11 protein-coding genes are annotated in these 18,909 nt (G+C 67.0%); 3 read left to right on the top strand and 8 right to left on the bottom strand.

Annotation, left to right across the window (positions count from 1 at the left end; translation table 11 throughout):
• The first annotated feature begins 8 nt into the window (after positions 1 to 8).
• Entirely contained in the window at positions 9 to 638 is a 630-nt protein-coding gene (locus tag BST27_RS10350) for a response regulator (protein WP_069417439.1), read from the top strand.
• Positions 639 to 751: 113 nt separating this feature from the next.
• Here BST27_RS10350 and acpS read toward each other — a convergent pair whose 3' ends face one another.
• The 3 genes from acpS to BST27_RS10330 form a co-directional block, all read right to left on the bottom strand.
• Positions 752 to 1,144 (bottom strand): holo-ACP synthase AcpS, encoded by a 393-nt coding sequence (gene acpS, locus BST27_RS10345; protein ID WP_069417306.1) that lies wholly within the window; start codon positions 1,142 to 1,144, stop codon positions 752 to 754.
• Positions 1,145 to 1,172: 28 nt separating this feature from the next.
• Positions 1,173 to 10,412, bottom strand: a complete 9,240-nt coding sequence (locus tag BST27_RS10340) for a type I polyketide synthase (protein ID WP_069417305.1) — start codon at positions 10,410 to 10,412, stop codon at positions 1,173 to 1,175.
• Between the two features lie 556 nt (positions 10,413 to 10,968).
• Complete coding sequence (locus tag BST27_RS10330) at positions 10,969 to 11,688, bottom strand: DUF1906 domain-containing protein (protein WP_069417304.1); 720 nt, start codon at positions 11,686 to 11,688, stop codon at positions 10,969 to 10,971.
• 168 nt (positions 11,689 to 11,856) lie between these two features.
• Here BST27_RS10330 and BST27_RS10325 point away from each other — a divergent pair, with 168 nt between their 5' ends.
• On the top strand, positions 11,857 to 12,996 hold the full coding sequence (locus tag BST27_RS10325) for an aromatic ring-hydroxylating oxygenase subunit alpha (protein WP_069417303.1): 1,140 nt from the start codon (positions 11,857 to 11,859) through the stop codon (positions 12,994 to 12,996).
• Here BST27_RS10325 and BST27_RS10320 read toward each other — a convergent pair.
• Positions 12,985 to 14,295, bottom strand: coding sequence for a lipocalin-like domain-containing protein (locus tag BST27_RS10320; RefSeq protein ID WP_069417302.1), 1,311 nt, complete (start codon positions 14,293 to 14,295; stop codon positions 12,985 to 12,987). The two genes, BST27_RS10325 and BST27_RS10320, sit on opposite strands and share 12 nt — an antisense overlap.
• A gap of 88 nt (positions 14,296 to 14,383) precedes the next feature.
• Between BST27_RS10320 and BST27_RS10315 the strand changes: the two genes are divergently transcribed.
• A complete protein-coding gene (locus tag BST27_RS10315; RefSeq protein WP_069417301.1) occupies positions 14,384 to 15,856 on the top strand; it encodes an aldehyde dehydrogenase in 1,473 nt (490 codons plus the stop codon).
• 1 nt (position 15,857) lies between these two features.
• Here the strand turns inward: BST27_RS10315 and BST27_RS10310 are convergent, their stop codons facing one another.
• From BST27_RS10310 to BST27_RS32360, 4 genes are all read right to left on the bottom strand, one after another.
• Entirely contained in the window at positions 15,858 to 16,313 is a 456-nt protein-coding gene (locus tag BST27_RS10310; protein WP_069417300.1) for a MaoC/PaaZ C-terminal domain-containing protein, read from the bottom strand.
• On the bottom strand, positions 16,310 to 16,843 hold the full coding sequence (locus tag BST27_RS10305) for an FAS1-like dehydratase domain-containing protein (protein WP_069417438.1): 534 nt from the start codon (positions 16,841 to 16,843) through the stop codon (positions 16,310 to 16,312). The genes BST27_RS10310 and BST27_RS10305 overlap by 4 nt, the downstream gene beginning before the upstream one ends.
• Before the next feature lie 413 nt (positions 16,844 to 17,256).
• Complete coding sequence (locus BST27_RS32365) at positions 17,257 to 18,666, bottom strand: hypothetical protein (RefSeq protein WP_170062297.1); 1,410 nt, start codon at positions 18,664 to 18,666, stop codon at positions 17,257 to 17,259.
• Positions 18,636 to 18,839, bottom strand: a complete 204-nt coding sequence (locus tag BST27_RS32360) for a hypothetical protein (RefSeq protein WP_170062296.1) — start codon at positions 18,837 to 18,839, stop codon at positions 18,636 to 18,638. The genes BST27_RS32365 and BST27_RS32360 overlap by 31 nt, the downstream gene beginning before the upstream one ends.
• Between the last annotated feature and the right edge of the window lie 70 nt (positions 18,840 to 18,909).

Below are 18,909 nucleotides of genomic sequence, written 5' to 3'. Positions count from 1 at the left end.
TCACCGTGATGGTGGTCGACGACCATCCGATCTGGCGGGACGCGGTGGCCCGCGACCTCGCCGACGAGGGCTTCAACGTGGTCGCCACCGCCGACGGCGTGGCCGCCGCGCGCCGTCGCGCGGCCGTGGTGAAACCCGACGTCGTGTTGATGGACATGCGGCTTCCCGACGGTGACGGTGTCCGGGCGACGACCGAGTTGCTCGAGGTCTCGCCGTCGTCTCGGGTGCTCGTCCTGTCGGCGTCGGACGAACGCGAGGACGTCCTGGAGGCGGTCAAGGCCGGCGCGACGGGGTACCTGGTCAAGAGCGCGTCGAAGGCCGAACTGGCCGACGCGGTGCGTGCCACCGCTGCGGGGCGGGCCGTGTTCACCCCGTCCCTGGCCGGGCTGGTGTTGGGCGAGTACCGGCGCATCGCGCAGAACCCCGATTCGGGACCCGCCCGGCCCACGCTGACCGAGCGCGAAACCGAGGTGCTGCGCTACGTCGCAAAAGGGTTGTCCGCCAAGCAGATCGGTGCGAAGCTCTCGCTGAGTCACCGAACCGTCGAGAACCACATCCAAGCCACGTTCCGCAAGCTGCACGTCGCCAACCGGGTGGAGTTGACCCGTTACGCGATCGAGCACGGACTCGACGAGTAGCGGCGGCGAGCAGTCGCAAACTTGTACAAGACGGGCCGTCTTGATACGAGTTTGCGTCTGCTCGCGAAGGGACTAGGGGCCTCGCGAAGGGACTAGGGGGCCTCGCGAAGGGACTAGGGGGCCTCGAGGATGGCGACCGCGGCAGCGGTGTCGGCCTCATGGGTCAGCGACACGTGGATCGTCACATCGGCCAGATGCTTGGCGATCTCACCGCTCAGGCGAACCCGCGGCCGCCCCCACATGTCGGTGACCACCTCGATGTCGCGGTGGATGTCCTCCGGCAACACCGGCCGCTGGGCGAATCGCGACCCCGACCAGGCCTTGATCACGGCCTCCTTCGCCGCCCAGCGAGCGGCCAGGTGCCGCGCGGCCGACGAGCTCTTGTCCGACGCGTCGCGCCGCTCGCCGGGAGTGAAGGTCTCCGAAAAGACCGTTCCCGGCTGGTCGACCTGCTCGGCGAAATCAGGGATGGAGACGAGGTCTATCCCGACACCGACGATGCCCATGGGTGGTGAGGTTAACGGATACGCCGAATCAACCGGCAGTGGCCTGGTACACGTCGCCGTCACCGATGCGCGCTGCCGGATTCAGCAGCATCGCGGCCTCTTGCCGCTTCTCCGAACCGTTGTGGTCGAAGCGACGGTCGGGCGGCCGCTGGTACATCGGCTCGCCGCCGGCGATCGCCGAGGTCAGTCGGCGCTGCCCGGCCAGCAGGCGTTCGTTGGCGCGCCGCTGGTAGTCCTCGCGCTGCTCGGGGCTCAGCGACGCGATGAACGCCTGCGGGTGAACCAACGCGACCAAACCGGAGACGTGACCGAACCCGAGGCTGGTCACCAGCCCGGCCTTGAGCGGGAACTTACCGCCGAGCCGCAGGGTTTCACGCACCCACACGAAGTGCGCGGAGCCGGCGAGTTCGTCGTCGACGCAATCCAGGCTGCGGTTGGGCGGGATGACCCCGTCGCGCAGCATCTGGCACAGCCCCATCATCTGGAACACCGCCGCGCCGCCCTTGGCGTGACCGGTCAGGCTCTTCTGCGACACCACAAACAACGGCGCACCCTCCGAACGGCCTATCGAGTCGGCCAGCCGCTCATGCAGTTCCGTCTCGTTGGTGTCGTTGGCGAGCGTCGACGTGTCGTGCTTGGACACCACCGCCACGTCGTCGGCGCTCACACCCAGCTTGGCCAGCGCCCGCGCCAGCGACGAGTTCCTGCCGCCGAGGCCCGCGCTCAACGCACCCAGGCCGGGCGCCGGGATCGACGTGTGCACACCGTCACCGAAGGACTGTGCGTACGCCACCACCGCGAGCACGGGCAGCCCCATCTTGAGTGCGAGATCACCGCGGGCCAGCAGGATGGTGCCGCCGCCCTGAGCCTCGACGAAGCCGAGGCGCCGACGGTCGTTGGGCCGGGAGAACTTCGAGTCGTGGATGCCCCGCCCGCGCATCATGTCGGTGTCGGCGGTGGCCGCCATGTCACCGAAGCCGATGATGCCTTCCAGCGTCAGATCGTCGATCCCGCCGGCAACCACCATTTCGGCCTTGCCCAACCGGATCTTGTCGACACCCTCCTCGACCGACACCGCGGCCGTCGCGCACGCGGCGACCGGGTGGATCATCGCGCCGTAGCTGCCGATGTACGACTGAACCACGTGTGCGGCAACGATATTCGGCAGCACCTCTTGGAAGATGTCGTTCGGCTTGCTGCGGCCCAACAGGTTTCCGTGGTACATCGTCTGCATCGACGTGCCACCGCCCATGCCGGTGCCCATGGTGTTGGCCACCAGGCTCGGGTGGACGTAACGCATCACCTCGGCCGGGGTGAAGCCGGCGGTCAGGAATGCGTCCACAGTCGCGATGATGTTCCACACCGCAAGGCGGTCAATGGACCCGGCCATGTCGGGGCTGATACCCCAGACCGTGGGGTCGAACCCGGTCGGAACCTGGGCCCCCACCAGTCGCGACAGTTTGGTGCGCCGCGGCACTCGAATCTCCGTGCCGGCCTTACGGATCACCTGCCAGTCGCTCGAGTCGGGCACCGGGCGGATCACCGTGTGCTCGGGGTCGAATTCAACGAACGCCCGAGCGTCGGCCTCCGACGAGACGACGAAGCTGAAGTCCTTGTCCAGGAAGACCGATACCAGCAATGGGGAGCCATCTTGCGGATCGATCGCTCCGTCGTCGACGAACTCACGAATGCCGACGCGCTCGACGACGGCGTCGTGGTAGCGCTCGACCAGTTCGGATTCGTCGACCAGCTCACCGGTTTGCGTGTCGTACCAACCGGGTTGAGGGTCGTCCTCCCAACGAATCATCCCGGTGGTCCAGGCGAGTTCCAGGACACCGGCCGCCGACAACTCGTTGTCGACCTCCATCTCGTAGCGGGTGCGCGACGAACCGTAGGGACCCAGTTCGGCCCCGCCGACGATCACCACCAGATCGGCCGGGTCGACGTCCAGGTCGTCCCAGTGCGGCGGTGGTGCCGGGTTGAACCCGCGCGGCGGGGACGGCAGGGCCGGAATGAGGCCCTCCGTGTTTGCATCTTGCTCGGCGGCCGCTTCGGCGGACATTTCCTCGCGCGCCTTGGCGGCCAGTTCGGCCATGTCGAGATCGGCGCCGGCCAGTCCGCCGGTGAAGTCCGCCTTGAGCGGCGAATGAGCGGCAGCCACTTTGGATTCCACGTCGCACAGGCCGAGCAGCAGGCCCGCCATCTCGTCGGTGGAGTAAGTGGTGACGCCGGCCGCTTCGACGGCGCTGACGATGGCGTCGTTGTGACCCATCAGGCCGGTGCCGCGGGTCCACCCGATCAGGGCGTGCGCCAGGCTGACGCGCTCCGCCCACGACGACTCGGCGTGCCAACGGCTCACCACGGCGTCCAGAGCGGACTTCGCCTCGCCGTATGCACCGTCACCGCCGAACATTCCGCGGTTGGGCGAACCGGGCAGCACCACGTGCAGTCGGGCCGCAATGTCACGCTCGGCGCCGATCTTCGACAGCCCGGCGATCAGTCGCTGCGCCGCCCACAGCAGGACCTTCATCTCCAGTTCGGCGCGCGAACCGGCCTCCGACAGGTCGCCGACGACGCGCGGTGCGGCGAACGGGAACAGCAGCGTGGGCGTCTGCGCATCCTTGATGTGAATCGATTTGGGCCCAAGGCTTTCCACCTGCTCCGTGCCGACCCATTCGACCAGAGCGTCGATGTCGGAGTAGGACGCCATGTTGGCGGCGACCACCCACAGCACGGCGCCGTACCGGGCGTGATCGCGATACAGGTTGCGGTAGAAGGCCAGTCGTTCCTCGTCGAGCTTCGAGGTGGTCGCGATGACGGTGGCGCCGCCGTCGAGCAGTCGCGCTACCACGGATGCGGCGATCGAGCCTTTGGAAGCCCCTGTCACGACGGCGACTTCGCTGCTGTAGTGGCCCGGATTCGGGTTCTCCGCTCCGGCGGCGATCCGCCCGTACAGCGACGCGTGGATCTGACGGCCCGTGGCCAACGACTTGCCCTGCCACCAAGTGGCCTGGGTGGCCACGACGTGGCCGGCCCCCTCGAACCTCTCCGACCAGTGCGACCACTGGGCGTCGATGTCACCTTCGTCCATCAGCCACAGCTTGACCAGGTCCTCACGGGCACTGGCCCAGCGGTCGTCGAAGACGACGGCCTTCTTGGCGTCGAACACCGGCGCCACCAAACGTGGCCAGTCCGAACCCAATTCGGCGGTCACCAGGTCGATGAGCTCGGCGTCGGTCGCGCTCGGTGCCGCGCTGACCGCCTCGTCCAGGCCCAACTGGCCCAGGACCAGGCGTGCCGCCGATGCGAGCACGCCATCGCGGCCGGTGATCTGGTCGGTGAACTCGCTCAGCGCGGCCAGATCAACGGTCCCGCCGCCGCCACCGCTTGCAGCGGGCAGCGCAACGCTGATGCCATGACGCGCGGCGACCGACGTGACGGCGGCGTCGATGACCCGGTCGACGGTGGCCGCATCCGCGAGGGCGCCTTCGTGCAGGTGACCCAACGCACCACCGCGAACGCTGGTGCCCTCCCGGGTACCCAGCGCGACCTCGACGGTGACGTGTTTGACCCAGCCCTCACCGAGCTCCCAGGTCTTCGTCACCCGTTCGGCGATCGCCCCGGGCCGCTTGCCCGACGGACCGAAGACGGTCCGCAGCTGATCGTTGATGGCGTCGGAAAGCACTGGGCCAAAAGGCTTGTAGGTGCGGGCCAGCTTCGTCACCTGGGCACGCAGTCCGGCCAGGTCGGCCTCCGCCGCACCCTCGATGGCACCGAGGTTCAACTCGGAGCCCAGGTCCACCAGCAGCTGGTTGCGCCGCGAAGACGCGCCGTCGGTGATGGACTCGATGGAGTCCAGTGCCTCGATCTGGTCGATGCGCATCTTGGCCGAAATCGCGATCAGGGCCAGGGTGGCGTCGGCAGCGTCGAACGGGAGGTTGTCGGGACGTGGCGCACCCGAGGGCGCCGCCGCAGGTGCCGGTGCCGGTGCCGGAATCTCGGCGGCTTCCGGCGTCGCCGCCTCCTGGGCCGGGGCCGGCTCGTCCTCAACATCCGGCTCGGGGTCGGTGTCGGTGGCGAACAGCACCGCGGCATCGCGCTCGGCGTTGAGCACTTCCACTGTGCTGTGGGCATATTCGGGCAGCTTCAGCGTGTTGGTGGCCAGCCCCGCCACCGTCGGCGCCGACTTCACGCCGATCTCGACCAACCGTTCGACACCCAGGCCGCCTGCGGCTTCCTCGATGAACAGCAGGTCCTGCGTCTCGATCCAGCGGACCGGGCTGGCGAACTGCCAAGCCAGCAACTCGATCAACACGATGCGCGCCAGCTCGATACGCCGCTCACGGATCCACGTGTCGTAGTCGGCGAGGATCGGGTCGAGCGGTTCGGCGGGCACCAGGTCGCGAATCTCCTGAATGAAGTCGCGATCCAGGGTGAAGGGCCGAGGCACCAGGTTGGGGATGTAGCGTCCGATGATGACGTCGGGATCCTTGTCGCGCGGCATCACCCGATCCAACGAACGCCGGAACTCGGCCACACCGACCCGCAACACCCGCGAGTGGAACGGCACGTCGATGCCGGGCACCAGGATGAATGAGCGTCGGCCACCGGTGATCTGGCGACGCCGTTCCACCTCGGCTTCCAGCGCCTCCAACCCGCGGACGGTGCCGGCGATGGCGTACTGCGAGCCGCGCAGGTTGTAGTTGACGATCTCCAGGAACTCACCGGTCTGCTCGGCGATCCCGGCGACGAAGTCTTGGACCTGGTCGTCGGGGAGGTCGATCTGCGAGGGCCGGATCGCCGCCAAGCGGTAGTTGGAACGGCCCAACTCGTCCCGCGGCACGATGTCGTGCATCTTCGATCCGCGGTGGAACACCGTCTCCAGCAACGCTTCCAGTTCGTAGATGCCCGTCACACAAGCCAGTGCGGTGTACTCGCCGACGGAGTGACCGCACGCGATGGCGTCCTCGACGAAGGCACCCTGCTCGCGCATCTCGGCCACCTGCGCGGCCGCCACCGTCGCCATCGCCACCTGGGTGAACTGCGTCAGGTACAGCACGCCGTCGGGGTGGTGGTAGTGCACGCCGCTGGCAATGATGCTGGTGGGGTTGTCGCGGACCACGTGCAGGACCGAGAAGCCCAAAGTCTCGCGGGTGAACTTGTCCGCGGAGTCCCACACCTTGCGGGCCGCCTTGGAACGGGCGCGGACGTCCATGCCCATGCCCTTGTGCTGAATTCCCTGGCCGGGGAACGCATATACCGTTTTCGGGGCGGCCAGACGCGCGGTGGCCGACATCACCAGATCCGAACCGACGCGGGCCGCCACTTCCAAAACCTCAGCACCCTGGTCGATTCCGACACGTTCGACGCGGAAGTCCACCTCGTCACCGGGGCGCACCATGCCCAGGAAGCGCGCGGTCCATCCGATCAAGCGGGCCGGCGGACGGGCCTGGCCATCGGTGGCGGTCACCGCATGCTGCGCCGCGGCCGACAACCACATGCCGTGCACGATCGGCGATTCCAGCCCCGCGAGCAGCGCCGCCGCCCGGTCGGTGTGGATGGGGTTGTGGTCGCCGGAGACCACCGCGAACGGACGCATGTCGACCGGCGCGCCCAGCTTGACGTCGCGACGGCGACGACGCGGGGTGTCGGTGGCGTTTTCGGACACCGCCCCTCCGGCACGAACCGGGTCGGTGAGTTCGGCCGTTCCGGTGCGACCCAGGATTGCGAATCGCTCATGGAGAGTGGCGATTACAGCGCCGTCCTCATCGGCTGCGCCGCGCACGGTCACCGATACCGGCACCACGCGACCCATGTCGGTGTCGGTGGCGTTGGAAGCCGTTGCCGTAATGGTCAATTGGGCGGGAACCTTCGGCAGTTGGCCGACCACCCGGGCGGCGTGATCCAGGTGGACCAGGCTCAGCAGGCCCTCGATGACGGGCTCGCCGGTGTCGGTCACCGCTGCGCCGATCGCCGCGAAAACAGCCGGCCAGCACAGGCCGACGAGGGCGTCGGGCACGGTGGTGAGACTCGGGGCCAACGGCTCGCCGAAGGTGGCGGTGACGCCGGTGTGGTCGGCGACCCGCTCGGGGTCCCACTCCACCGTCACGGTCGCCGTCCCGTCGATCACCTTCGGCAGCGACTCCGGATTGTCGACACCCGCGGCGATGGCCAGCACGGCCCGCATGGCGTTGGTGGCGTCCTCGAGTGCAATCACCGGGGTACCGCCGTCAACGGTGTTGGGAGGCAACGTGAATCGGATGTCGATCCACGTGCCCGAGATCGGTACGCTCAAGACGACGTCAGCACCGTCGGCTTGCGAGGCCTGGAGCCGCGCACCGGTCGAAGAGTGGGTGGCCCGGGAACCGTCGTCCTGTACCAGCCATTCGCCGGGCTCGGCGATCCGGTGCACCGGGTTGGTAGCGGTGCGTCCGGCCCACAGCACGTCGGGCGCGTCGAGCACGACTGCCAACGGTCCGGACACGTCGGCGCGACCAATTCGGCGCGAGGTCACGGATTTCGGTTCGACACCGGAGCCGAGCACGTCATCTATCGCGGCCTGCTCGAAGCGGTCCAGCAATTCGCCGACGGGCTCGTCCATCCGGGTGATACCGGCGACCGCGGCGGTGCCGGGAATGATGCACACCTGGTCGGCGTCGTAGCGGGCGTCGTGCGCCTGCCACAGGGAGTCACTGCGCCACCAACGCCGGACGTCCTTGTCTATGACCGGCACGAAGTTGACCGGCTTGCCCAGGGTCTTGCACAGGGTGACGAAGAAGGGTACGTCGGCGGGATGCAGCTTGACAGTTTCGGCGTCGGGGTAGTGCGAAAGCAGTCTGGCGATGCACTGTTCGGGGTTCTCGAGCAGTTCGGGCTCGTTGAAGACGGTTTCGATCAGGCCGGAATCCGTTGGGTGCAAACGGGCCTCGGCGCGCTTGAGCATCTGCTCGAAACGGTCGCGCCAGGTGTCGGCCAGCCAGGGGCTGCCCGGCGAGGCGGTGTCGGCGGTCGAATTGCCCTCGCCGATGGTGAGTTCGACGTACCGCTGCAGCCACTGCAGGTAGGTCATCTCGCCGACGTCGCCGAAGTACGGCTTGGCGGTCTTGGCCATCGCGGCGATGATCTCGTCGCGCCGCTCGGCAACCGCCTCGGCGTCGCCGGCGACCTCGTCGAGCAGGCGGCCGCAGCGGGAAGCGCTGTTGTCGATTTCGTGGATGTCGGCGCCGAGCTGGCTGCGGCTGGATGCCATGCCGCCCTGGGCTTTTCCGGCGCTGATCCACTGGTCGGTGCCTTGCGTCTCGACCAGCATCCGCTTGACCGACGGCGACGTCGTGGCCTCCAGCGTGGCCATCGCCGCGGTGCCGACCAAGATGCCGTCGATCGGCATCAACGGGAAGCCGTAGGCCTGCGCCCAGCGGCCGGACAGGTATTCGGCCGCCCGTTCCGGCGTGCCGATGCCGCCGCCAACGCAGACGGTGATGTTGGCGCGCGAGCGCAGCTCCGAGTAGGTCGCCAGCAGCAGGTCGTCGAGGTCTTCCCAGGAGTGGTGGCCACCGGCGCGGCCGCCCTCGACGTGCATGATCACCGGTTTGGTGGGAACCTCGGTCGCAATGCGGATCACCGAACGGATCTGCTCGATGGTCCCGGGCTTGAAGACTACGTGACTGATGCCGATCTCGTTCAGCTCATCGATCAGCTCGACGGCTTCCTCGAGCTCGGGGATGCCGGCGCTGACCACCACTCCGTCGATCGCGGCGCCGGACTGCCGGGCCTTCTGCACCAACCGCTTGCCGCCGACCTGCAGTTTCCACAGGTACGGGTCGAGGAAAAGCGTGTTGAACTGGTAGGTGCGGCCCGGCTCGAGCAGCTCGGACAGCTCTTGGATGCGGCGGGCGAAGATCTCCTCGGTGACCTGTCCGCCACCGGCGAGTTCGGCCCAGTGCCCGGCATTGGCGGCCGCGGCCACGATCTTGGCATCGACCGTCGTGGGGGTCATGCCGGCCAGCAGGATGGGTGAGCGCCCGGTGAGTCGGGTGAACTTCGTGGAGAGCTTCACCCTGCCGTCGGGCAGGCGCACCACGCTGGGCGCGTAGGTCGACCAGGCCCGTGCCACCTCTGGCGTGGCTCCGACGGTGAACAGGTTGCGCTGTCCGCCGCGGGTTGCTGCGGGCACGATTCCGATGCCCAGGCCGCGGATCACCGGCGCGGTCAACCGGGTCAGGATGTCGCCGGGACCCAGGTCGAGAATCCAGCGCGCGCCGGCCTCGTGCACGCGGGTGATTTCGTCGACCCAGTCGACCTTGTCCACCAGGATGGACTCGGCGAGCTGCCGGGCCAGCGCAACGTTGAGTCCGACCTTTTCGGCCCAGCGTCCGACGATGTCGATGCCGTCGGCCAGCCTCGGAGTGTGGAAACCGACTTCCACCTGTACCGGCTCGAACACCGGTGAGAAGACGTCGCCGCCGCGGATCTTGTTCTTGCGGTCGGCCTCTTCTTTCTCCGAGATCTGCCGGCAGTACAGCTCGAAGCGGGAGAGTTCGTCCGGCGTGCCGGTGATGACGACCGAACGCCGGCCGTTGCGGATGGACAGCACCGGCGGCAGCACGGTCCGCACGTCTTGGGAAAACTCCTCCAGCAGGTGCTGGATGCGTTGCGGATCGGCGTTGGTGACCGAGACCATCGGGGGACGGTCACCGAGGATGGAAATCCCGCGGCGGCGCGCCACGAGTGTGCCGGCGGCGCCGATGAGCTGGGCCATCGCAAACAGCTCGACATCGCGCACGCCGCCGGACTTGAGCGCCTCGACCGCGAGCACACCTTGGGAATGTCCCGCCACCGCCACGGGCCGGTGGGCATTGAGATCCATCCCCTGGCGGGCCAGGGCGCGGATGGCCGCGATCTGGGTCAGCAGCACGCCCGGCACGGACACCGCCGCCGACGTCAGATGCTTGGCCGAGGGGACGGTGTCTTCGGCGGCCAGCGCGCGGACCCACTGCAACGGCTCGAAGCCGATCGGACGGACGACGACTAACTCTTTGGCAACCGGCTCCAGGACCAGCTCCACCTCACCGACGAGGGTCGAAAGCTCTGCCTCGATCCCAGCCCCCGACACCAGCTCTTCGAGGGTCTCCAACCAGGCGCTGCCCTGCCCGCCGAAGGCGACCGCATACGGCTCGCCGGCCGTCAGTCGGTCGACCAGAGCGTGGGAGCTATGGGGCCCGGGTTCTCCGCGGTCAGCCGATACCCGGTCGTGCTCGTGGATCGTCACGTCTCCATCTCCCTGTGCGTCTCGCTGCGTCTTAAGCGTCTCTCAAAGTTTCGGCCGTTCCGGGCGCCGGGCCGCGGGTCGGGGCCCGCGCCGGGTTCTCCCGTGCCGATTCCGCGTTGAATCGCTGCCGACAGTCGTCTGACCGGTGTGTTTCGCGTCCAGCTCGTGGATTCGAGCGGCGCCAAGAATTTGGCATCGACCCACATCGGTCCTAATAAGAGTCTCATAAGGAATCGTCCAGATCGTTTACGCCGATTGGTTACTGGCGAGTTCTACGCGCGGGTAACCGTGTCGTGGGTAACACCATGTTTATTCGGCGGCCCGGAAGTCGCGGACAAACGTCCTGCATGCAGGTGGTTACGGTCGAGTAGCTATAACTGCGCTGATCAAGGCAGTACTGTTACCAAATCGTTATACGAAATTTTTCGCGTTCCGGCGAAGGTGCGCCACGGCACAGGCCGCAGGGCAGCGGATACAGCTATGTAGCCGATGCAGAAAAGTGAGCGAACGAGTGTTTGCTGGGACGTGGCGTCGCCGAGGGCAATCGACCGTGAAGCTAGATCCACTGCCCAAATTGCGGCTTCAGGATTTCGTTGACGTCCACGCCGACGCCACCGACCTTGCGCTTGTCGATCTCGACCTGGTGCAGGTGGGCGGCCGGGTGGGTGTAGCCGTTGGGCGAGCCCCAGTTGTGCTGCCAGTAATAGGAACCCACACCGTCGTTCAGTGCCCAGTCGATGGTCTTGGAGTTGGCGTAGACGCCGGTCCGCTGGTGCCCGATCACTGATTCCCAGGCCCGCAAATACGGGAGGACCTGGTTCTTGTACTGATCGAACGACGGGTTGTCGTCGATCGACACGTAGATCGGGGCGTTCGCGGGGCCGCCGGCGGCGGCATGGAGTTCCGCGCCCCGTTTGGCATGCTGAATCCCGGCGGCGGCACCGCCCAGCCAGTCCGAGGTGCTGCCCTTTCCGAACTGGTAGTTGGAGACGATCTTGAGTCCGTTGCCGACCAGGTCCTGCGCTTCGGCGAATTGGATCGGCTTGCCGAGCATCCAGTCCCCACCGGGGCGCCGGTCCGACACGTACCGGATCGCGCCTAACGCCCCGGCTGCCCTGATCTCGCTCGCGGGGATGACCCCGGCGGCGTAATCCAGCAAGGTGCCGAGGGCCGCCGACGCCGGTGCGGGATGCAGCGAGGCCGCCGCGACACCCAGGCCCAGCAGGCCGGGCGTCGCCGCGGCGAACTTGAGCACGTCACGTCGGGACACCGGCATACGCCACAGGGTACGACAGAATTCACACCAGACCCGTTGATATCGGGTGTCACATCTGTATCAAGTCGGCGCTGTCATGGGACGGGCTTTCCCGGTGCACTCGACTTCAGCTAAAAGTTATAAAGTTAGTAAAGTTAGGGCGGAGCGCGGCTGTAACGGGAGTTCAAAGTGGATCGCGACCAACTCATCGACCTCACCCGGCGGGCCCTGAAATTGGCCCGAGACAACACCACCGACCTCGCCGAAAAGCAACACACGGTCGACACGCGGGAGTACACCTCCCGGGAAAGACACGAACGCGACCGGGCAATGGTGATGGCCAGCCCACAACTGGTCGGCTACGCGTCGGAACTACCGGGACCGGGGAGTTACTGCACCAAGACGGTCATGGGACGTTCCATCCTGCTCACCCGCACGGCCGACGCAACCGTCAAGGCGTTCGACAACGTCTGCCTGCACCGGCAGTCGCAAGTGGTGACCGGATGCGGAACCGCGAAGCGATTCACCTGCCCCTACCACTCGTGGACCTACGACAACACCGGGCGATTGGTGGTCGTTCCGGGACGGGAGGGATTTCCCGACGTCGCGCTGAAGTCCGACGGCTTGACCGAACTCCCGGCCACGGAGTTCGCCGGATTCCTTTGGGTGGCAATGAATCCGGGCACCCATCTCGACGTCGCGGCACACCTGGGCGACCTCGCCGACGAGCTCGCCTCGTGGGATATCGGCCGCTGGTCTCCGCTCGGCGAGAAGGTGCTCGACTCCCCCATCAACTGGAAGCTGGCCATCGACACGTTCGCCGAGAACTATCACTTCGCCACCGTGCACCGGCAGACGTTCGCCACCATCGCGCGGAGCAACTGCACGGTCTTCGACTCGTACGGGCCGCACCACCGCTTGATCTTCCCGCTCAACACCATCCTCGGCCTCGAGGATGTGCCCGAGGACAAGTGGGACCCGTTCCAGAACATGGTGGTGATCTACGCCCTGTTCCCCAACATCGTCATCTCGGTGACGATCGCCAACGGCGAACTGTTCCGGGTCTATCCCGGAACCGAACCCGGCAGATCCATTACCGTGCACCAGAACTCGACCCCGTTGGACCTGTCGGACGAGTCGGTGGCCGCCGGCGCCCAAGCCGTCTTCGAATACGCCCATGCCACCGTTCGCGACGAGGACTATCGGCTCGTCGAAGCCCTGCAGACAAATCTCGAATCCGGTGCGCGCGAAAAGCTGGTTTTCGGCCGCAACGAACCGGGGTTGCAGCATCGACACATCGCTTGGGAGGCAGCGCTGTCAAGACTCTGACAGCGCGGTCACCAGGTCGTCGATGATGGTCGCCACCGAACCCTGTTGGCCGGGGCGCAGTTTCATCAGCAAATCCCTAGCCTCGGTTCGACGGCCGGTCGACACCAGTGGCCTGAGTTCGTCGGCAGCGTCGGGCAACTCCGTCGCGAGCACATCGACCAGTTCCCAGTCCCGGTACAGCGCCAGCGAACGCTCGTTGAAGGCGAACGCGGACACCGACTGCCCCGCCAAGGTACCCCGGTATCGATACGGGCCTTCCATGTATTCGATGGGCAGGCCGTGTGCGGGTGCCGCCACCAATGGCTCGCCCACGATATCCAACCCCAGTGCGGCACAGGTGATCCGGTGCCGATCCGGCAGGTACCTCGCCGACGCCGGCGGGCGGATCAGCGGGCGGATCGAATCCGGCCAGCGGACGTAGCTGTCGATCGTGACCTGGAAGTCCTCGGCGCACTCCGGCGGTCTGGCCGAGTCAGGATGACTCGTCGTTATTCCGGTAAACGGTTGCAGCGCGTTGCCGTCCGCGCGATGAAATTGGCGCCAGATACTCATGTCCACGCCGTTGTCGAAATTGATCGTGCGCCATTCGTGCGATCTGGTCCGCGGAGGTTCGCCCGTCCCCCCGCCGGCATACTTCGGAAACCATTGCCGGTCAACGTGTCCGGCGGTGCCGCGAACCTGTTCCGATCGGTCGCCCCAGCACAGCGTTCCGACCATGACCATGCCGGTCTGGAAGTAGGAATAGGTGTCGTCCTGACCGAAGCAGGCGATCTTGCCGTTATAGGTGGACGCGCCCAACGGCGTCGGCGCCCGCGTCGCAGTGACGGAAAGGTCCAGCTGCATCGACTGCCCGACCTGATCCGTCCCGACCAGGCTGACCCGGTAGGTGTAGGGGAGCAGTTTTCCAGTCTCGTCGCGGCAGGTGGTCCACGACACGGGTCCGGCGTCGCTTCGGTAGACCAGATCGAGGTATCCCGTCGCGGCGGCCAACTTCGGCTCGGCCCCCGGCTGCATGCTGGCCGGCGGCATGTCGTAATCGGTGTAAGTGCCGTATTCGCCGGTGTCCAAATCGAATAACGCCATGGTGTAGAAGTCGGCCACCACCGAACCGCCGGGCCGATTCTTGTTGAAGATGGTCAGGAAGGCGAACGACCGACCGGTGTCGGCGGCGTCGAGTTGGCCCGCGATGAACCAGGTATCCGATTCCTGGTCCGGGTGCTCCCCCTCCGCGGCGGGAAACGTGAGTAACTCATCACCAGGAACCAGGTGGAATGGGTAGCTGCGCCAATCGTCAGTCATATCCCGCCTCGCACAGCAATATACCGCTTTTTTGCTATGTTAGCATCAATAGCGAAATTGCCGTCTTCGGACCCGAGGTAGCGCTTCAATGGCGGAGAATCCCGACCACCGTTCGTACGACGAATTGTTCATCGGTGGACGTTGGCGCAAACCCAGCTCGCCAGAACGGCTTACCGTCATCTCCCCGCACTCCGAAGAGCCGATCGGCCATGTCCCCACTGCGGGGCCAGAGGATGTCGAGGCGGCCGTCGGCGCCGCCCGTACCGCGTTCGATCACGGGCCCTGGCCGCGGATGGAACCGCAGGAACGCATGCGCAAGATCGAGGGGTTGGCCGCGATTTACGGACGCAATCTCGACGCCATGGCCGACCTGATCACCGCCGAAATGGGCTCACCGCGCAGTTTCAGCAGATTGGGCCAAGCGGCCGGGGCGGCTTCGATGATTCATCTGGCCTTGGCGGTGGCCCGCGACTTTCCCTGGGTAGAACGACGCCAGGGCGTGCTCGGCGAGGCACACCTGCGCCGGGCGCCCGTGGGCGTGGTGGGGGCGATCGTGCCGTGGAACGTTCCGCAATGCCTGATCATGCCCAAACTCATCCCCGCGCTCATCGCCGGCTGCACGGTGGTGCTCAAGCCGGCACCCGAAACACCCTTGGACGCTTTGTGGTTGGCCGAAATGATCGAACAGGCCGACCTGCCCGAAGGTGTGGTTTCGGTGGTCACCGGCGGTCCCGACGTGGGCGAAGCGCTGGTACGCCACCCGGCGGTGGACAAGATCGCGTTCACCGGTTCCAGCGCGACCGGGCGGCGTATCGCCGCACTCTGCGGAGAGCAGCTTAAGAGGGTGAGCCTGGAATTGGGCGGCAAATCGGCGGCGATCATCCTCGACGACGCGGACCTCGACAAGACAGTCGCCGGTCTCAAGACTGCGGGGCTGATGAACAACGGTCAGGCCTGTGTTGCGCAGACCCGCATCCTGGTCAGTGAACGCCGCCACGACGAGGTCGTTGACGCGCTGGCCGACATGATGTCGGCATTGCACGTCGGCGATCCTTCCGACGAGAAGACCGACATCGGACCCCTTGTCGCACAACGGCAACAACGTCGTGTGCAGGACTACATCCGTTCCGGCCTGCAGGACGGCGCACGCCTCGTCGTCGGCGGTGACGACCCGCCCGCGGATCGCGGCTGGTATGTGCGCCCGACGCTGTTCACCGGCGCCACCAATGACATGCGGATCGCGCGGGAGGAGATTTTCGGCCCGGTCCTGACGGTGCTGACCTACCGGGACGAGGACGACGCCGTCCGGATCGCCAACGACAGCGACTACGGTCTGGCCGGCTCGGTCTGGACCGCCGACACCGCCCACGGCCTGGACATCGCCGGCCGGGTGCGTACCGGCACCTACGGCATCAACATGTACATGCTCGACATCAGCACGCCCTTTGGGGGATTCAAGAATTCGGGCATCGGACGCGAGTTCGGGCCGGAGGGTCTCGACGAGTACGTCGAGCTGCAATCGGTGGCGTGCAATGGAAAGCTACCGCCGCTACCCAGCTGAGCTATTCGGCCAGCACCTCGAGAGTGACCTCTGCGGGACAGCAGAGCTCTCCGCGCTGGTTGTAAACGCCGATCTGCAGGTCGATGAGAAATTGCGGGTTCGCCCCAGAGATGTTGCAACTCTTGGCTATAACTTTTCCTCGGCCGATCATCGTGTCGCCGGCATAGATCGAACCCAGCAGCGACATCTTGCGCCGCAGGACTCGGCTGTAGGGACCGGCCCAGTCCGTGCCTACCCGGTCGACGAAGCCGGCGAGATGCATCGTGTTGACGAAGATCGTCGGATGACCCTGGCGCTTGGCATATTCCGGATCGAAGTGCCCAGGGAAATAGTCCCAGGTCGCGCCCGCGTTCATCACCACTCGTTCATAGCTGATCTCGTCGACAACCTCAGGCAACTCGACGGGAACGATCAATCCATGCCAGTCGAACCGGCCAGATCCGGGTTCATACGTCATCCCGCGGCCTCCGGCGGATTGAAGCGGAACAAGGTATTACGGTTCAGTGCGACCACGGCCCCGTCGTCGCGCAGGAAGGTGTCGAGCGTTTGAATGAAGTGTCCGACACCGAGTTTGGTGGTTTTCTCCGGCGACACCGACACCACCTCCTCCACGATCGAGAGCCGATCGCCCGCCACCACCGGAATCAAGAACTCGGCTTCATTGGACGCGTTGACAATGGTCCTGCCCGGCAGGGGAACCCGGATCGCCAGCCCCGCTGCCGGCCGCACACCGTCGGGTGACCACGGCTGGGGAATCACCCAGCCCATCAGCAACGCGGGCGGCCCGACCAAGCCGCCCCACGTTCGAGTCGCAAAGTCCAGGTCCCAATAGGCCGGGTTGCCGTCGTGCACCAAGGCAGCGAAATGCTGGATCCGAGCACCGCTGACCACAGTTCCCGCAACCCGCGGATCGGTGCGAAAGCCCACCATCTTCAGCGCGTCCTCGTAGGTGCCGAACGCGTACTTGTAACTGATGTCGTCGGCCATCGACCGCCAGAATAGGCGCATCGCCGCCTGCCCGGGCAACCGGACCGGGTCCGGTGGTGCTCGGCGACAGGCTCAAACTGCGCGCACAGACAGCACGTCGAGCAGTCGACAGGTGCGGACATACTCCGCCTGCTTGGTCAACGAAATCGTGGACCGCAAACAGCGATTGGTGCGGCTACCGGCCACATGACGAGATGCTGGCTCGGCAACGAATCCCCTTGCAGTTCGCGAACTGTGAAATAGCAGCCGCCACGATCATCGAGGAGTTGATCCCGGTAAGTCCCAACTGCCCGCATACATCGTGTTGCGGACACCGTTCAGGCAGTCAATTGAACACCAAAAGGGTTGGACCAAAACGAAGTTCGTTCGCACCGCGCGTCACTACCGCACCGTGCGAGTTCTTCAATGCCGACTTACGTGCCGTGGTCGCCGTCGTTGCCGTGGGTGCCGGGGGGGAAGCCAGAGCCACCGACGGCGCCGAGGCCACCGACGCCACCGGCGCCATACTGACCGGTCCCCCCGTCGCTACCGTTACCGCCAGCGGCGGCGCCGCCCTGGCCGCCTGTGCCGAACGCCGCACCGTCAGCACCGTCGGCGCCGTTACCGCCATTACCGCCGGGACCTGAAACGCTGTCGCCGCCATCACCGCCGCCGCCGCCGCGTCCGCCGGTGCCGCCGTTACCACCGTTGCCGCCGTCACCACCGTGGCTACGGGGATCGAAATCTGAACCGATGCCGCCATCGCCGCCGTTGCCTCCGACGCCGCCTTGGCCGGCAGCGCCACCCGATCCGCCGTCACCGCCAGTGCCCGTTCCGTTGGCCGCGCCACCGGAACCGCCGCGACCACCAGTGCCGCCGATGCCGCCGACCCCGCCATTGCCACCGCGCCCGCCGTCAACGGCATACTGCGGGGGATTGTCGCCACCGTGGCCACCGTCGCCGCCCTTGCCGGCGTCTCCGGCATTGCCGCCGACCCCCCCGGCTCCTCCGTCGCCTGACCCCAGTGCCCGGCCACCGTCGCCGCCAATGCCGCCGGCACCACCATTGCCGCCGGCACCACCGTCGCCACCGACGCCAGTCCACGGTTCCGAACTGCCGATGCCGAAGCTGGTGCCGCCGTTCCCGCCGTCGCCGCCGTTGCCTCCGGTGCCGCCGGCCCCGCCGGCCCCGCCGTTGCCCGAGGTCGAACCGCCGTCACCGCCAGCACCGCCATTGCCGCCGGCATAGCCGTTGTAGCCGCCCCCACCGGGGTCACCCGGGTCTCCGTCCACCTGGCTGGCGCCTGGTGAGCCGGACCTACCGGCTTTTCCGTTACCGCCGGCCCCGCCATCGCCGCCGTCGCCGACCACCCCGCCGTTACCACCGACCCCGCCGGCGCCACCGCCGGCACCGTCACCGCCAGCGCCCCCGTTGCCGCCGTGACCGGACGGGCCGGCCCATTCGGCGCCGTCGCCCCCGTCGCCGCCGGCACCGCCGACACCCCCGGCACCCTCGCCACCCGTGGCCGCCCTGACCGGATTGTGGTTGCCGCTCACGCCGCCGACGCCGCCATTGCCACCTGCGCTGCCGTTGGCGCCGGTGCCGCCGTCACCGCCGAGGCCAAAGGCGGAGTCGCCGCCGCTCCCGCCTTGGCCGCCGGTACCGCCGACACCGCCAGTACCGCCGACACCGCCGTCACCACCGGCTGCACCGAATGAGGTTCCACCGTCACCGCCGTGGCCGCCGACACCGGCTTCGCCCGCGGTGCCGCCGTCGCCGCCGGCACCGGCGGTGCCATCGAGGGCCGCACCGCCTACTCCGCCGACGCCGCCGGTGCCGCCCATCCCGCCGGTGCCACCGTCGCCCGCAGTACCGCCGCTGCCGCTGAGGTAGGCGTGACCGCCGTTACCGCCGGCACCGCCTGCACCGCCATCCCCCGCCGCCCCGCCACGACCGCCGACCCCGCCGTCACCTGACCCGAAGGCCGCGCCCCCAGCGCCGCCGACACCGCCGACACCGTCGCTTCATAGCCGTCATCTCCACGCCGTTATCCCCAGTCGCGACTTTCTCCACAGCGGTAGCCCGAC

This window comes from Mycobacterium intermedium, from assembly GCF_002086275.1.
Lineage (GTDB): Bacteria > Actinomycetota > Actinomycetes > Mycobacteriales > Mycobacteriaceae > Mycobacterium > Mycobacterium intermedium.
Note: the sequence above shows the minus strand (reverse complement) of the source record. Positions and strands in the feature narration are given on the sequence as shown.